Annotated in this window: 13 protein-coding genes; 10 read left to right on the top strand and 3 right to left on the bottom strand. The window is 65.1% G+C overall.

Going from position 1 to position 15,560, the window contains the following annotated elements; translation table 11 throughout:
- Positions 1 to 8 precede the first annotated feature (8 nt).
- Complete coding sequence (locus AC07VS_RS09415; RefSeq protein ID WP_494750806.1) at positions 9 to 2,855, top strand: PAS domain S-box protein; 2,847 nt, start codon at positions 9 to 11, stop codon at positions 2,853 to 2,855.
- Complete coding sequence (locus tag AC07VS_RS09420) at positions 2,852 to 4,363, top strand: chemotaxis protein CheW (protein ID WP_494750807.1); 1,512 nt, start codon at positions 2,852 to 2,854, stop codon at positions 4,361 to 4,363. The genes AC07VS_RS09415 and AC07VS_RS09420 overlap by 4 nt, the downstream gene beginning before the upstream one ends.
- Positions 4,364 to 4,381: 18 nt before the next feature.
- On the opposite strand, the gene AC07VS_RS09425 is transcribed toward AC07VS_RS09420, so the two are convergent.
- Complete coding sequence (locus AC07VS_RS09425) at positions 4,382 to 5,221, bottom strand: IclR family transcriptional regulator (RefSeq protein WP_494750808.1); 840 nt, start codon at positions 5,219 to 5,221, stop codon at positions 4,382 to 4,384.
- Between the two features lie 83 nt (positions 5,222 to 5,304).
- Here AC07VS_RS09425 and AC07VS_RS09430 point away from each other — a divergent pair, with 83 nt between their 5' ends.
- The 3 genes from AC07VS_RS09430 to AC07VS_RS09440 all read left to right on the top strand — a co-directional run bounded on the left by AC07VS_RS09430 (position 5,305) and on the right by AC07VS_RS09440 (position 8,718).
- Entirely contained in the window at positions 5,305 to 6,330 is a 1,026-nt protein-coding gene (locus tag AC07VS_RS09430; RefSeq protein ID WP_494750809.1) for a Bug family tripartite tricarboxylate transporter substrate binding protein, read from the top strand.
- A gap of 75 nt (positions 6,331 to 6,405) precedes the next feature.
- Positions 6,406 to 7,905, top strand: a complete 1,500-nt coding sequence (locus AC07VS_RS09435) for a class I adenylate-forming enzyme family protein (protein ID WP_494750810.1) — start codon at positions 6,406 to 6,408, stop codon at positions 7,903 to 7,905.
- A gap of 21 nt (positions 7,906 to 7,926) precedes the next feature.
- Complete coding sequence (locus AC07VS_RS09440) at positions 7,927 to 8,718, top strand: citryl-CoA lyase (RefSeq protein WP_492345459.1); 792 nt, start codon at positions 7,927 to 7,929, stop codon at positions 8,716 to 8,718.
- Here AC07VS_RS09440 and AC07VS_RS09445 read toward each other — a convergent pair.
- Complete coding sequence (locus AC07VS_RS09445) at positions 8,691 to 9,281, bottom strand: PadR family transcriptional regulator (RefSeq protein WP_494656079.1); 591 nt, start codon at positions 9,279 to 9,281, stop codon at positions 8,691 to 8,693. The genes AC07VS_RS09440 and AC07VS_RS09445 overlap by 28 nt on opposite strands.
- A 127-nt stretch (positions 9,282 to 9,408) precedes the next feature.
- Between AC07VS_RS09445 and AC07VS_RS09450 the strand changes: the two genes are divergently transcribed.
- From AC07VS_RS09450 to AC07VS_RS09465, 4 genes are all read left to right on the top strand, one after another.
- The gene (locus AC07VS_RS09450; protein WP_494750811.1) at positions 9,409 to 11,433 is read left to right on the top strand and encodes an oxidoreductase; all 2,025 of its coding nucleotides are present in this window, start codon (positions 9,409 to 9,411) and stop codon (positions 11,431 to 11,433) included.
- Between the two features lie 19 nt (positions 11,434 to 11,452).
- Positions 11,453 to 11,893: a nuclear transport factor 2 family protein gene (locus tag AC07VS_RS09455; RefSeq protein ID WP_494750812.1), complete on the top strand. Its 441-nt coding sequence runs from the start codon at positions 11,453 to 11,455 to the stop codon at positions 11,891 to 11,893.
- Between the two features lie 99 nt (positions 11,894 to 11,992).
- Complete coding sequence (locus AC07VS_RS09460; protein WP_492345455.1) at positions 11,993 to 12,241, top strand: type II toxin-antitoxin system Phd/YefM family antitoxin; 249 nt, start codon at positions 11,993 to 11,995, stop codon at positions 12,239 to 12,241.
- Entirely contained in the window at positions 12,238 to 12,657 is a 420-nt protein-coding gene (locus tag AC07VS_RS09465) for a type II toxin-antitoxin system VapC family toxin (RefSeq protein WP_494750813.1), read from the top strand. The genes AC07VS_RS09460 and AC07VS_RS09465 overlap by 4 nt, the downstream gene beginning before the upstream one ends.
- Before the next feature lie 51 nt (positions 12,658 to 12,708).
- Here the strand turns inward: AC07VS_RS09465 and AC07VS_RS09470 are convergent, their stop codons facing one another.
- A complete protein-coding gene (locus AC07VS_RS09470; RefSeq protein ID WP_494750814.1) occupies positions 12,709 to 14,241 on the bottom strand; it encodes a methyl-accepting chemotaxis protein in 1,533 nt (510 codons plus the stop codon).
- A 92-nt stretch (positions 14,242 to 14,333) separates the two neighbouring features.
- Between AC07VS_RS09470 and AC07VS_RS09475 the strand changes: the two genes are divergently transcribed.
- Positions 14,334 to 15,560 (top strand): hypothetical protein (locus AC07VS_RS09475; protein ID WP_494750815.1); only part of this gene is annotated, 1,227 nt, incomplete at its 3' end.

Consider the following 15,560-nt stretch of genomic DNA (forward strand, 5'->3'; position numbering starts at 1 on the left):
AGCTCCGGATGTTCAAGAATGCGTTCTACGACCTGCTGACCGAAAAACTGATGCGGGGCGAAAGCCTCACGCCGGGCGAAGCCCGCGAGTTGATCAGCCTGGGCAAGTCGATTGACCAGGCCCAGTCGCTGGCCGAATTTGACCGCGATGGCTTTCTGACCGAAGCCAATGACCATTTTCTGGCCCTGTACGGCTACCCACTGGAGCAACTGCAGGGCCAGCACCACCGCGTGATGTGCCCGGCAGAGCTCGTCGAAAGCCCGGCCTACGACCATTACTGGTCAGAGCTGCATGCCGGACGCTCGGTGTGTGGGGAGTTCGAGCGCATGGATGCCCAGGGTCGCCGCATCCACATCTACGGCATTGCTGCACCCGTGATCGGCCCCGATGGCAAGCCCGAGCGCTTCATCAAGTTTGCCCACGACATCACCAGCACCCGGCTCAAGGCCATCGAGGCCGAGGTCCGCATGCGGGCCATCGACCAGACCCAGGCCGTGATCGAATTCAATCTGGAGGGCGAGGTCCTGGAGGCCAACGACCTGTTCCTGCAGGCCATGCAGTGCAGCCGCCACGAGGTGATAGGCCAAAGCCACAGCCTTTTCTGTGACAAGGCGTATGTGGACAGCCCGGAGTACCCGGCATTCTGGACTGCCTTGCGCGCCGGCCAGCCCCAGACCGGCTCGTTCCGGCGACGCGACCTGAAGGGCCGCCCCGTCTGGTTGCAGGCCACTTACACCCCGATCGTGGGGCTGGACGGCAAGCCGGTGCGGGTGGTCAAGTTCGCCACCGACGTGACCCAGGCCATGCTCAAATCCCTGGAGGACGATGGCAAGGTCAGTGCCATCACACGCTCGCACGGCACCATCGAGTTCGACATGGCCGGCACCGTGCTGACCGCGAATGAGCAATTCCTGAACCTGATGGGCTACACCCTGGACGAGATTGCCGGCCAGCACCATCGGATGTTTGTCGACAACGACACCTTCAACCCGGCCGCCTACCGGGCCTTCTGGCAAAAGCTGGGACAAGGCCAGTTCGAGGGTGGCGAGTACCTGCGCATTGGCAAAAACCTCAAGCGGGTCTGGCTGCGCGCCACCTACAACCCCATCTTTGACCTGGACGGTCAGCCGATCAAGGTGATCAAGTTCTGCAGCGACGTGACGGCCGAGAAGCTGGCCAGCCTCGACATCCAGGCTCGCATGGACACCCTGCAGAAAACCACCTGTGTCATGGATTTCGACGCCCAGGGCCTCATCCTCAGTGCCAACCAGCCGATGCTGAATGCGCTGGAGCTCCAGCGCGAGGAGTTGCTCGGACGCCCGGAGAGCAGCCTGGTCTTTGATGAAGACAAGCCAAGCCCGGCCCGCCAGGCCCTCTGGCCCACGCTGCGGCGCGGTGAAAGCTGGTCTGGCGAGATGCGCCTGAAAGGCCATGCGGAAAAGGAAATCTGGCTGGCCGCCACCCTGACCCCGGTCCTGGGGCTGGACGGCCAATTGGCCAAGGTGATCGTGCAGGCCAACAACATCACCGACAGCAAGTCACGCCAACTCGAGGCGGATGCCAGGCTGGTGGCCATCGACCGGGCTCAGGCTGTGATCGAATTCGACCTGAGCGGCAAAATCCTGGCCGCGAACCGCAATTTTCTGGGCCTGATGGGCTATTCGCTGGAGGACATCCAGGGCCGCCCGCACCGCATGTTTGTCGAGCACGACATGGCCAACAGTACCGAATACCACCAGCTCTGGGAGCGCCTGGGGCGCGGCGAGTACATCACCGATGTGTTCAAACGCATCGGCAACGAGGGGCGCGAAGTCTGGATCCATGCCACCTACAACCCCGTGTTCGATGCCCTGGGGCGACCGGTGAAGGTGGTCAAGTTCGCCTCTGACATCACGGCATCCAAGGTGCGCACCTCCGAGTACGAAGCCAAGGTGGCAGCCATCGACAAGGGCCAGGCGGTGATTGAGTTTGATCTGGACGGCAATGTACTGACCGCCAATCGCAACTTCCTGGCCGCCATGGGCTACACGCTGCGCGAGATCCAGGGCCAGCACCACAGCCTGTTCTGCACACCCGAGTACACGCAAAGCCTGGAGTACCGCGATTTCTGGCTGCGCCTGGGCGAGGGTCAATTCCTCTCCGGGCGCTTCCACCGGGTGGGCAAATACCAGCGCAATGTCTGGCTGCAATCCACCTACAACCCCATCCTGGACCTGAATGGCAAGGTGGTGAAGATCGTCAAATACGCATTCGACGTCACCAAGGAGATCCAGCTGGAACAAAGCATTGCCAAGCGGGCCGACGAGATGAACCAGAGCATCGAAAGCCTGCTGACCAGCATCCACCAAGTCACCGACAACACCCGGGTGGCCGCCGAACGTGCCACCGAGACCGCTCGGGCCGCCGAACTGGGCCATGACTCGTTGCGCAAGTCCATCAGCGCGATCGACCGCATCGAGGCCAGCTCGGCCAAGGTGGGTGAGATCGTGCGCGTGATCAGTGACATTGCCAGCCAGACCAACCTGCTGGCCTTCAACGCGGCCATCGAGGCAGCCCGCGCCGGCGCCCACGGGGTGGGTTTCTCCGTGGTGGCGGCCGAGGTGCGCAAGCTTGCTGAGCGCAGCGCCGGGGCCGCCAAGGAGATCGCCAACCTGATCGAGCAATCCTCTCGCGAAGTCAATGAGGGGGCAGAAGTCAGCCGGGCCGCCTCCACCAGCTTCGAGGGCATCCTGGGCAATGTGACCCTCACCGTGAGCCGGGTGGAGAGCATCGCCCAGGCAGCGGAGGCCCAGGCCCGCCTGGCCGACGGTGTGGCCAACCTGATCCATGAGCTGACCGCAGCCGCCAGCGCATGAGCCCCGCCGCCGCCGACCCGCTCCACGTGGGGGTGTTCCACCTGGCGGGGATGTCACTGGCCTTGTACCAGCACCACCTCAAGGAGGTGGTGCAGACCGGGAACCTGAGCGCCTTGCCCACCGAGTGCCCCAGCATCATCGGCGCGCTCTCCTTGCGCGGCCTGATGGTGCCGGTGATGGACCTGCGCCACCTGCTGCAACCCGGCACGGCCCAGCCCAGACCGGCCCCCTATGTGGTGGTGGTTGAATGGGAGCAGCGCCTGCTCGGACTGGCGGCCGATGGGGTGGTGGGGGTGTACGCCTTGCCCCCGGCCCACATGCGCCGGCTCGGGCCAGCGCAGCAAAGCGATTCGGTTCTGATGGGCGGTTTTGAGCGCCCGGACGATGGCAGCCAGGTCAGCCTGCTGAATGTGCAACGCCTGATCAGCCAGCCCCATCTGCCCATGACCTGGCCAGCGACGCCCGAACCAGCCGCAGACGGCCAGACTGAGTCGCCCAGGGCACCCGTCGCAAGCCCGTCCGTGCCGGCAGGATCTGCCTTGCCGGTGGTGGACGCCCAGCCCCTGATGCTGTTCCGCTGCCAGGGCATTCCGATGGCGATCGGCACCGAGGCCGTTCACACCACCGTGGTCAATCCGGAGCTGCAGGACGTGCGCAATGCCTCGGGGGCCTTCCTGGGGATGATGCGATTCAATGGACACGACGTGCCGGCCGTCCACCTGGGCCAGCTTTGCGGGCTGAGCCCCCAGGCAGGCCATCAGGTCAGCGCCGATCAGCAGGCCTTTCTGGTTCCCACCGCGGGCGGGTTGGTGGCCTGCCTGGTCGACAGCATCACCGACGTGGTGGCGGCCGACTGCCGCCAGCGCGTTCCCCTGCCCGCTTACAGCCTCACGGGCTCGGCCCTGTTTGCCGGCACCCTGCCGGTGGAGGCCCTGGCGGCGACACCGGGCCGGCCCGAGCCGAGTTGCATCGGCTTTTTTCTGCTGCTCGACGCGCAGGCCTTGCAAACCGATGCGCGCCTGCTGGACCTGACCCGGCTGAGCCAGTCCGGTGGCCAGCAAGCGCGTGGGGGTGAACCCCAGGCCGCCCCGCCTCGTGACAGCGGCCCCTTGCTGATCTACCGCCTGGGGGGCGATGTGGCCAGCCCTTTGCCGCAGATCGCAGAAATTCTGCCCTGGGAGCCAGGCTCCGCAGTGCATGGTCTGGGACAGGGCAGCCTGCTGATGAACCGGGGCCGGGCCATTCCGGTGCTGGCCCTGGCGCCGCTGCTGGGTCTGGCGGCAGACCCGACCGACGCCGGGCAGGTGCTGGTGCTGGAAGACGACGGGCAGTGGCTGGGATTCAAGGTGCCGGCGCTGGTCAACATCGAACACGGGCGCCTGCCCGCTGGCCAGCGCGAGGACCGAGTGCTGGTCGGGACGGCGGCCGAAGAACGCGTGCTGCGCCTGATCGACCTGGTCAAGCTGGCCCGCGGTCTGCGTTCCCCCCAGGCCCCGTTGAGCGCCTGAGCCGCCCACCGCAGTTCCTCACAAGCCCTCGGGCAGGTGCTGCTGCAAGGCCTCCTGCATCGCCCGTGCCATCAGTTGCTGACGCGCCTTGGGCAGGCGCGCCAGGGTGGTGGCCACGCTGATGCCGGCCACCGGCTCGCCCAAGGCATTGCGCACGGCGCAGCCCACCGCCAGCACGCCGCGGGTGGCGTGGTTGCCCACCACCGACCAGCCCCGCTCACGGCTGGCCGCCACCAGCAGGCGCAGGCGCTCCGGGCTCATGCCCCCATACGCCGCCAACTGCCCGGCATTGGCCGCAATGCAGGCCTCGACTTCGGTCTCGGGCAGGGCCGACAGCAAAGCCAGGCCTGCCGCCCCCACCCCCAGGGGTTGGGCCGTGCCGACCTGGATCACCAGAATCTGCACCGGGTGCGTGCCCACATGCCGGGCAATGCAACGTGACAGCGCGCCCTCACGCACGATCGCAAAGGTGGCGTCGCCGCCACAGGCACTCACCTGGGCCAGCACCGGCGCCAGGCGCACCGCCCAGTTGGCGCTGCCAGGCTGCGGCTGCAAGGGGGCCAGGCGCAGCCCGGGCTGGTAGCGGTAGCGCCCTTGCCGCGCCACGTAGCCCGCCTCGATCAAAGGGGCCAACAGGCGGTACAGCGTGGCCCGCTCCAGGCCGGTGGCACGAGCCAGGTCGACCACCCGCACGCCTTCACGGCCGCCGGCCAGCACCTGGTCCAGCACCTGCAGGCCCCGGCGCAGGGTGCGGTTGCCGGCCTCGTCGTCCAGCCCCTTGCCCGGCGTTTGGAGGGAGGCCGGCGAGGGTTCTTCGTCCACCAGGTGAACGTTTTCATGCATGCGTTTCGTGGACATTCAGAACAATCCGGTGTTGAGCCCAGCCGCGCAGTGTGCCCCAGACACGCCAGCGGCTGATTTGAACCCTCGGAGACAAAACCATGAACCTCAAACCCTTGTGCACCCGCAGGTCTGGCCGCCGCCTGATCGTGGGCCTGCTCGCCCAGGCTGCCCTGAGCGGCCTGCCCGGCCTGGTGGCGGCCCAGCCGGGCACCGCGACACCAACCCTCAATTGGCCGGTCAAACCGATCCGCTTGGTGGTGGGTTATTCAGCCGGTGGCGCCACCGACCTGATCGCACGCCAGGTCGGCCAGCGCTTGAGCGAACAGCTGGGCCAGCCAGTGACCATCGACAACCGCACCGGCGCCAACAGCAATGTGGGGGCCGAGGCCGTCAGCCACGCGCCAGCCGATGGCTACACCCTTTACGTCTACACGATTGCCAACACCATCAACGCGTCGTTGTATCCGCGCCTGGGCTATGACCCGGTGAAGGATTTCGAGCCCATCGGGCTGATCGCCAGCATTCCCAACGTGCTGGTGGTCAACCCGACTCTGCCCATCCAATCGGTGGGCGACTACCAGCGCTTTGCCAAGGCGAACAAAGAGGGCATCACCTTTGCCTCATCGGGCAGCGGCTCGTCGATCCACCTGTCGGGGGAGATCTTCAAGATGCAGAGCCGCCTGAACCTGCTGCATGTGCCCTACCGAGGCAGCGCCCCCGCCATCAGCGACCTGATCGGTGGCCAGGTGCAGTCGATGTTCGACAACATGCCTTCGGCGCTTCCCCACATCAAGGCCGGGCGTCTGCGGGCCATTGCCGTCACCAGCGCCCAGCGCTCGCCGCTGCTGCCAGATGTGCCCACGCTGGCCGAATCGGGTTACCCGGGCTTGGAGGTGCAGTCATGGTTTGGCCTGGCCGCGCCCACCGGCACCCCGGCCGCCGTGCTGGAGCGCCTGAACCAGGCGCTGAACAAATCGCTGGCCCAGCCCGAGCTGCGCCAGCGTCTGCAAGAGATGGCGGCCACCCCCCTGCCCGGCACGCCCGAGCAGATGCGCCAGACCATCGCCAACGAGATCAAGCGTTGGCGTGAGGTGGTCAAGGCCTCCGGGGCCAAGGCCGACTGAGCCGCGCACCAACCTCCACTCTCTGACCCCACTCACTGATCACCGTTCACTGATCACCGTTCACGAGAACCCGATATGTACCCCATTGATTTCTTCTGGCGCGCCGCCCGGCGCTGGCCCGAGCGCATCGCCATCGATGCCCCGGATCAATGCATCCCCTATGCCGAGCTGGCCCGCCGCGTGCGCGCCGTCGCCGCCGCCCTGCTGGCGGCCGACCCGCACGAGCAAAGCCGGGTGGCCATCTGTGCCCACAACAGCGCCGACCACATCGTGGCCCTGCTGGCCGTGCTGGCCTGCGGCAAGACCTGGGTGCCGCTGAACCCCAAGAGCACTGCGCCCGAAATCCGCCGCATCGTCGACGCCACCGAGCCCAGCGTGCTGGTGCTCGACGAGGCCGGCACCGCCCTGTTGGGCGAGGCCCCGGGCCACCGCATCGCCCTGGGTGGGGCCGCACTGACCCGTCTGATCGAGCGCCATGCCCAAGCGCCCGAGCCTCACTTCCATCAACCTGATCAGGCCACCCAGGCCATCAAGTTCACGGGGGGCACCACCGGCCTGCCCAAGGGCGTGATGCAGCCCTACCGGGCCTGGATGGCCAACATCGTCAACCAGATCCAGGCCTGGGGCTTTGACGAGCACACGCGCTATGTGGTGGCCGCCCCGATCACGCACGGCACCTCGACCTACCTGCTGCCCGTGCTGGCCCAGGGCGGCTGCCATGTGCTGCTGGCCCAGGGCGGGGCCGAGGCGGTGCGCCAGGCCTTTCTCGAGCGTGGCGGCACGGTGTGCTTCATGCCCCCGACCCTGATCTACATGCTGATGGCCCTGCCCGGCAGCAGCCGGGCCGACTACCCGCAACTGCGCCAGTTGATCTATGGCGGGGCCCCCATGCCGCCCGAGAAGATCCGCGCCGTGCGCGAATTCTTCGGCCCGGTGTTGGGCACCACCTATGGCCAGACCGAGGCGCCGCAGATCCTGACCGTGATGCGCCCGGACGATTTCGAGGACGAGCGCCACTGGGCCGCGGTGGGGCGCACCGCCTGGTTCAGCGACGTGGCCATCATGTCGCCCAGCGGTGAGATCCTGCCGCCCGGCGAGATCGGCGAGGTGGTGGCGCGCGGCGACCTGCTCATGAGCGGCTATTGGCGCCTGCCCGAAAAGACCGCCGAAACTCTGGTGGAAGGCTGGCTGCACACCGGCGACCGGGGCCTGATCGACGAACAGGGCTACCTGTTCCTGAAGGACCGCCTGCGTGACGTGGTGATCACCGGTGGCTTCAACGTCTACCCGGTGGATGTGGAAAACGCCCTGGGTCAGCACCCGGCCGTGCACGAATGCGTGGTGTTCGGCGTGCCCGACGACAAGTGGGGCGAATCGGTGCAGGCCGCAGTGCAACTGCGCCCCGATGCCCTGCCCCTGCCCAGCGAGGCCGCGCTGATCGCCTATGTGCGTGAGCGCCTGGGCCCGGTGCAGACCCCCAAGCGCATCCACTTCCATGCCAGCCTGCCCCGCTCACCCGTGGGCAAGGTGCTCAAGACCGAGGTGCGCCAGCAAGCGCTGAGCCCCGCTGCCTGAAACTGTTCCAAAGGAATCCCCATGACGACCCCCCAAGCCCAGAACACCCCGACCACCGGCCTGTGCCGCCACACCCTGACCAGCCTGCATTACCGCGATGCGGATCTGGTCGAAGACCTGATGGGCCAAAAAGGCTTCACCGAGGTGATGCTGATGCAAATCCTGGGGCGACCGCTGCGACCGGTGGATGTGCGCATCACCGACGTGGTGCTGGTGGTGCTGATGGAGCACGGCCTGACCCCCAGCGCCATTGCCACCCGCCTGATCTACATGAGCGCCCCCGAGAACCTGCAGGGCGCGGTGGCGGCCGGTCTGCTGGCCGTGGGCAGCTCTTTTGTGGGCACCATGGAGAACGGCTCCCGCTTGCTGGACCGCATCCTGGCCGCCCCGGATGGGCCCGCCGAAGCGCTGGCCATCGCCCGTGAGCATCGCGCGCGCAAACAGGCCGTGCCCGGCTTCGGCCACCACCTGCACAAACCGGTGGACCCGCGCGCCTACAAGCTCATCGAGCTGGGCCGGGCCGAGCCCGAGTTGAAGGGGGCCCATCTGGATGCCTTGATGACCTTGTCCCAAGCGGTGGACGAGGTCTGGGGCCGCCCCGTCACGATCAACGCCACCGGCGCCGTGGCCGCCCTGCTGGGCGAACTGGGCGTGCCCACCGCCGTGATGCGCGGCTTTGCCGTGATCTCGCGTGCGGCCGGGCTGGTGGCCCACATCGTGGAAGAACAGAAATCGCCCTCAGGGCGCTTCATCTGGGACACGGTGGAGCACGCGATCCCCTTTGTTCACGGGGATGGCGGGCCTGCTGCCTGATCCGCTGCAGGGGAGCCCTCGCCGGCCTCAGGCTCGGGTTCATTCAGGATGGCCAGGGCGCGCTCTGAGAACTCGCACCACATGGACTCCACCATGATGCCGGCCTGCAGGACCAGGTGCTGCAGGCGCTGGGCTCGCTGGTCACCGCCCGCTGGAAAGTCGCGTTGTTCGATGGCCTGATAGACCGCCAGCTGGGCCTGGTGCAGGGCCAGCCGACGGGCAATTTCGGGCTCCAGGCCACAGGGGCCGACGGCGGCATCAGCCCGCAGGCGCACCATCAGTTCCTCGCGCAGGGGCCGCGGGTCGGCGGGCTCGGCCACCCAGCGGCGCAGTTCCTCACGCCCCGCGTCCAGCACTTCGTAGACCTTGCGCCCGCCCCGGGCGCTTTCGTCGGCACTGGAGCGCACCCAGCCCGCCTCTTCCAGCCGGCCCAGTTCACGGTAGATCTGCTGGTGTGAGGCCTGCCAGAAATAGGCCATCGATTTGTCAAAACGGGCCGCCAGGTCAAAACCTGAACTGGGTCGCTCGATCAGGGCCGTGAGCAAGGCATGGGGCAGGGACATGGGGAAGATTTTGCCTCAACACAGCTTTTGGGGCGCTTGGGCCACCGTTTATGCAACCGGTTGCACAAAGACCAATTTTGCCTCTAGAATTTTATGCAACCAGTTGCAATTAAAACGGAGACCGACGATGAGCCACCCCTACCCTCACCTGCTGCAGCCCTTGGACCTGGGCTTCACCACCCTCAAGAACCGCGTGTTGATGGGCTCCATGCATGTGGGCCTCGAAGAGGTGCCGAACGGCTTTGAGCGCATGGCCGCCTTTTACGCCGAGCGCGCCCGCGGCGGCGTGGCCTTGATGGTGACCGGCGGCATCGCCCCGAATGACGCGGGCCGCCCCATGAAGGGCGGCGCCAAGCTCAGCACCGAGGCCGAAGCCCTGCAGCACCGCACGGTGACCGAGGCCGTGCACGCGGCGGGGGGCAAGATTGCCATGCAGATCCTGCATTTCGGCCGCTATTCCTATCAAAAAGGCCTGGTGGCCCCCAGTGCACTTCAGGCGCCCATCAACCCCTTTGTGCCCCAGGCCCTGTCAGGTGAAGAGGTGGAGCAGACCATCGCCGATTTCGTGAATTGCGCCGCCCTGGCCCAGTGGGCGGGCTATGACGGCGTCGAGATCATGGGCTCGGAGGGCTACCTGATCAACGAGTTCATTGCGGCGCGCACCAACCACCGCAGCGACGAATGGGGGGGCCCCTACGAAAACCGCATCCGCTTTGCCGTCGAAATCGTGCGGCAGGTGCGTGAGCGGGTGGGCCCGAACTTCATCATCATCTACCGTCTGTCGGCTCTCGACCTGGTCGAGGGCGGCTCCACCCTGGCCGAGGTGATCACCCTGGCCCAGGCCATCGAAGCCGCCGGGGCCACAATCCTCAACACCGGCATTGGCTGGCACGAGGCCCGCATCCCCACCATCGCCACCAAGGTGCCGCGCGCGGCCTACGCCTGGGTGACCGGCAAGCTCAAGGGGCATGTCGGCATCCCGCTGGTGGCCACCAACCGCATCAACACGCCCGAAGTCGGCGAACAACTGCTGGCCGACGGCGTCTGCGACATGGTGTCGATGGCCCGCCCCCTGCTGGCCGACCCTTTCTTTGTGCAAAAGGCCGCCGACAACCGGGCCGACGAAATCAACACCTGCATCGGTTGCAACCAGGCCTGCCTGGACCACACCTTTGGCGGCAAGATCACCTCCTGCCTGGTCAACCCCCGGGCATGCCACGAGACCGAGCTGCTGATCGAGCCCACGGCCCAGCCGCAGAAGATCGCCGTGGTGGGCGCCGGCCCGGCCGGATTGAGCTTTGCGGTCACCGCCGCCGAGCGTGGCCACCAGGTCAGCCTGTTTGACGCCGCGGCCGAGATCGGCGGCCAGTTCAACATCGCCAAACAGGTGCCGGGCAAGGAGGAGTTCCATGAAACCCTGCGCTACTTCAAACGCCAGCTTGAGTTGACGAAGGTGGCTCTGCACCTGAACACCCGCGTCGATGTGGCCGGCCTGAAGGCTGGGGGCTTTGATCAGATCGTGCTGGCCACCGGCGTGGTGCCACGCACCCCGGCGATCGAGGGCATCGACCACCCCAAGGTGCTCGGTTACCTCGACGTGTTGCGCGATCACCAGCCCGTGGGCCGCTCGGTGGCCGTGATCGGGGCCGGGGGCATTGGCTTTGATGTGTCCGAGGTGCTCACCCATGCGGGCGACAGCGCCAGCCAGAACCCGACCAAGTTCTATGCCGAATGGGGCATCGACCCAAGCTATGCCCAGGCCGGCGGACTGGCCCGCCCGCAGGTGGAGGCCTCGCCACGCCAGGTGCACCTGCTGCAGCGCAAGGACAGCAAGGTGGGCGACCAACTCGGCAAGACCACGGGCTGGATCCACCGCAGCGCCCTGAAGGCCCGCCGCGTGGCCATGACGAATTCAGTGGCCTACCAGAAGATCGACGACGAAGGCCTGCACATCACCGTGGACGGCCAACCCCAGTTGCTGCCCGTGGACAACGTGGTGGTCTGCGCCGGCCAAGAACCCCAGCGCGAGTTGTACGAAGGGCTGCGGGCCGCCGGCTGCAGCGTGCACCTGATCGGCGGTGCCGATGTGGCCGCCGAACTGGATGCCAAGCGTGCCATCCACCAAGGCACCACCCTCGCCGCCCAAATCTGAACCCCCAAAGGAGACTGCGATGATCAACACCCTGACCCACCTGAACCCCGCCGTGCAGGCCTCCCTGGCCCGCTGGCACGCCATGGTGCAAACCAAAAACCTCAGCGGCCTGAGCACCTTGCTGCACCCCAACGCCGTGTTCCGCTCGCCGATGGCGCACACGCCGTATGGCCCGGCGGCCGCGCTGGAGATGATCCTGGGCACGGTGATGCAAGTGTTTGAAGACTTTGCCTACCACCGAGAACTGGCCAGCGACGATGGCCTGAGCGTGGTGCTGGAGTTCAGCGCCAACGTGAAGGGCAAGGCGCTCAAGGGCATCGACCTGATCCAGTTTGACGCCCAAGGGCTGATCACCGAGTTTGAGGTGATGGTGCGCCCGCTGAGCGGCCTGCAGGCACTGGGCGCGGAGATGGGCGAGCGGCTGGCGGCACGCTTGCCGGCGCACAAGCTGAAAGGCTGACGAACTGACGAACTGACCGGCGGACAGGGCACCGAAAGCACCTGCCCATGGCATGGCGATAAACTATGACCTGTCTGGTCAGAATTCACGGAGGCACCCATGTCCATCTGGCAAGTTCAAGAAGCCAAAGCCCGCTTCTCCGAAGTCGTCAAGAAGGCCGAAACCGAAGGCCCACAGGACATCACCCTGCACGGGCGCCCGGTGGCGGTTCTGCTATCCCAAAAGCAATATGAATCGCTCTCAGGTCGACATCAGTCTCTCGTGGAATTCATGCAGCAGGCGCCGTTTCCGGACCTGGAGTTGGACCTGACACGGCAACAGGACACCGTACCCGAGGTTCCCTGGTGAGCTATCTGCTGGACACCAACGTGCTGTCCGAGTTGCGGCGTAAGGCCCCCAACCCCGCCGTCGCCCACTGGATATCACAACGCCCGTCTCGCGCCTTGTTCCTCAGCGTCCTCACCCTCGGAGAAATCCGCAAAGGCATCGACAGCCTGCAGGACCTTCCGAAAAGGCAGATCTTGAACGACTGGCTGGAGACCGAGCTTCCGGCCTACTTCCAAGGGCGCATCCTGCCGGTGGATCAGCTTGTCGGCGATCGTTGGGGCCGCTTGTTGGCGAAGGCTGGCCGACCCCTGCCGACCATCGACTCGCTGCTGGCGGCCACCGCAGCCGCTCACGGCCTGTGCATGGTGACACGCCACACCCATGATTTCGAAGGCCTGGGCATCGATCTGTTCAACCCCTGGTCTGGGTCAGCCTGAGAGCCTGTTCTCGCGGTGGGCGCACACCCGGCCATCGGCGGGCCATCGACCTTAACAATGGAAATGTCCCACCGTCCCCGTCAGCCGCTGGGCCTGCTCCTGCAGGCTGGCGGCCGCAGCAGAGCTTTGCTCGACCAGGGCCGCGTTCTGCTGCGTCATCTGGTCGAGTTGCGACACCGCGCTGCCGATCTCGCCCAGGCTGCGGCTTTGTTGCGCGCCGGCCTCCGAGATGTCCTGGATCATGACGCTGACCTGGTCCACCGCTTTCACGATGTCGTCCATGGTGGAGCCCGCCTGCTGGACCAGGTGGCTGCCGTTCTCGACCCGGCTGCCCGAATCGGCGATCAGGGCCTTGATCTCGCGGGCGGCTTGGGCGCTGCGGCCTGCCAGGCTGCGCACCTCGCTGGCCACCACGGCAAAGCCGCGCCCCTGCTCACCGGCACGGGCCGCCTCGACAGCCGCGTTGAGCGCCAGGATGTTGGTCTGGAATGCAATGCCATCGATCACGCCGATGATGTCGCCGATGCGCCGCGATGAATCATTGATCTCGGCCATGGTGCTCACCACCTGAGCCATCACCGAGCCCCCTCGGCTGGCCACATCGCTGGCCTGCAAGGCCAGCTGACGGGCCTGTTGTGCCGCCTCGGCGTTGTGCTGAACGTTGTCGGTCAGTTGTTCCATCGACGAGGCGCTCTCCTCCAGGCTGGCCGCCGCCTGCTCGGTGCGGTTGGACAGGTCCTGGCTGCCCTGGGCCACCTCCTCGGCCGCCTGGCGGATGGTGGACGCCCCCTGCTGAACCTTTTGCACCACGTCGCGCAGCGAGCGCTGCATGGTTTGCATCTGACCCAACAGGCTTTCAGCGGGCCCTTCCAGCACGATGGACTGGTCCAACCGCCCTGCGGCGATGCCCCGGGCAATGGTGGCCGCGTAATCGGGCTCGCCCCCAAGCTGCCGCTGCAGCACGCGATGGGTGCGCCAGCCCAGACCCAGCAAAACGGCCAGCACCACGCCACCCAGACCCAGAAAGCGCAACAGGTAGCTGCGGTAGATCGCGTCAATGTCGTCGATGAACACCCCGTTGCCGATGACCCAGCCCCAGCGCTCGTCCAGGATGGCGCCCAGCAGCTTGGGCACTTCGCTCTTGTCGGTCGCGGATGGCCGGGCCACGTAGGCGGTCATGAACACCTGGCGGGCGCGGCTGAGGCCGTCGCGGTAGACCTCGGAGGTCAGGCGGCCATCATCGGTGCGAGAGCCCTTGTCCACCTTGCCCACGCGACGCGGGTCGGCGTGCACCAGCATCACGTTGTCGAGGGTGCGCACAAACAGGTAGTCGTCTTCAAAGCGCATGCCCGTCAGCGCCTCGCGGGCCTGGGTCTGAGCCTGTTCACGGCTCAGCTTGCCGGCGCTTTCCAGTTGCTGGTACTGCGCCACCACGCCCTGGGCCAATCGGGCCACTTTCAGGATCTGCTCCTGTTTGCCCTCCACCAGGGTCTGGCGCAGAGCTTGCAGGCCCGTGGCACTGATCAAGGCCATGCCCAGCAGCGAGGCCAGGCTCATCAGCAGGATTCTCTGGCGTGTCTTCATGGCCGAGGCTCCTATCTTCTTGGGAATGAACCGCGCTGCAACTGCGCGACGCGTTGTCACAAGATGTCACGAGCGTGCCCGCCTGTCCACCCGTGGCAAACCCTCACCAGACCCCGCTGTCAAGCGGACGGGTTGATCCAGTCCTGCAAGCCCTGCACCGTCTCGCGTACAAAGGCCCAGGTGGCCTGCATGCAGGCCTGGACATCCAGAAGGTGCGGGTGAAGCGGGCCTGCCCTGGTCAGATCGGCAGCGGACCTCTCGCTTTGGGCGCGGTGTTGTGCGCCAGCCCGTTCATTGGCTTTCAGCGCTGCTTGCGCCCTTGGGCCCACTCGTCAGCTCAAGCTAACAGTTCGACGGCCCGCGTTTGTGCGACAAAGCTGCCCACACCAGAATTTTTGTATTGGAAATTCATAAACAGCACCTCCAAGAATCATCGATATCGTGAGAGAAAATATGCTGACCTCAAATCTCCGCATAACAGCAGCATTCATCTCGATAATCTGCAGCACTATTGCGAGTGCACAAGAAATACCCAAAAAGAGGACGATCATCATCCACAAAGCCCAAGAAAAATTAAAAACAAGAGCGGAGAGGTAAGATGCAGAGTCGCACTTGACCCTTTCTTTGTTGCGAAGTTCGTAGAAGCCGAAAAAAATAAAGGCTACCGCCATCGCGACACCAAAAATGCAAAATTTGGCGGTCCCGACCTTGAAATACCCAGTATCCGCCATGTAGCAGACGCTATTTTGAAAAAAATCGGACACAAGCCGATTAAGGTACTTTCGTGGGTTGCCACAGAGTTTGAAATTGATGCATCGCCCGAGAAGATTAGACAGCTTCAGACGTCTGAAAGTGGAATCATAGAAATCTTCGAGGTCGAAAGAAAGCAAATTAAAAGATTGGTTGACTCACAAACTGCCCCGGGAGATGTGTATTCGGGGGCTGAGGTCATTCCGTGGTACAAAGGGTTTGCCAACACCAATGATGCTGCAAACTTCACAAGCGGCTTTAACAAGCCACCTGTCTATATTCTTGATGCACCATTGGTAGCGCCAATCTCAAGCGATCTCGTTATCGGTTCCAACCATCAGAATGAGTCAGCAAGCTATCCGACACTTTATAACGATCCAAATGCATGGGAGTTCTGGCATTCGGCGCATGTGGATGGTGTCTTCGGGGCAAAGAACAATAACAGCATCTCAAGAGGTATAAATCCTGGGTATCCGATCATTCATCTAGGAGGAATGGCTACCCTTGCATCAATAAGGGATCGCGTCAATTATGCATTTGCCCATGCAGAACTGTCCTACTACTGGTCT

The organism is Curvibacter sp. GW821-FHT01G03, from assembly GCF_059422285.1.

Coding starts and splice junctions, on each gene's coding strand:
- AC07VS_RS09415 (WP_494750806.1), top strand. CDS start 9: ATGTTCAAGAATGCGTTCTACGACCTGCTGACCGAAAAACTGATGCGG.
- AC07VS_RS09420 (WP_494750807.1), top strand. CDS start 2,852: ATGAGCCCCGCCGCCGCCGACCCGCTCCACGTGGGGGTGTTCCACCTG.
- AC07VS_RS09425 (WP_494750808.1), bottom strand. CDS start 5,221: ATGTCCACGAAACGCATGCATGAAAACGTTCACCTGGTGGACGAAGAA.
- AC07VS_RS09430 (WP_494750809.1), top strand. CDS start 5,305: ATGAACCTCAAACCCTTGTGCACCCGCAGGTCTGGCCGCCGCCTGATC.
- AC07VS_RS09435 (WP_494750810.1), top strand. CDS start 6,406: ATGTACCCCATTGATTTCTTCTGGCGCGCCGCCCGGCGCTGGCCCGAG.
- AC07VS_RS09440 (WP_492345459.1), top strand. CDS start 7,927: ATGACGACCCCCCAAGCCCAGAACACCCCGACCACCGGCCTGTGCCGC.
- AC07VS_RS09445 (WP_494656079.1), bottom strand. CDS start 9,281: ATGTCCCTGCCCCATGCCTTGCTCACGGCCCTGATCGAGCGACCCAGT.
- AC07VS_RS09450 (WP_494750811.1), top strand. CDS start 9,409: ATGAGCCACCCCTACCCTCACCTGCTGCAGCCCTTGGACCTGGGCTTC.
- AC07VS_RS09455 (WP_494750812.1), top strand. CDS start 11,453: ATGATCAACACCCTGACCCACCTGAACCCCGCCGTGCAGGCCTCCCTG.
- AC07VS_RS09460 (WP_492345455.1), top strand. CDS start 11,993: ATGTCCATCTGGCAAGTTCAAGAAGCCAAAGCCCGCTTCTCCGAAGTC.
- AC07VS_RS09470 (WP_494750814.1), bottom strand. CDS start 14,241: ATGAAGACACGCCAGAGAATCCTGCTGATGAGCCTGGCCTCGCTGCTG.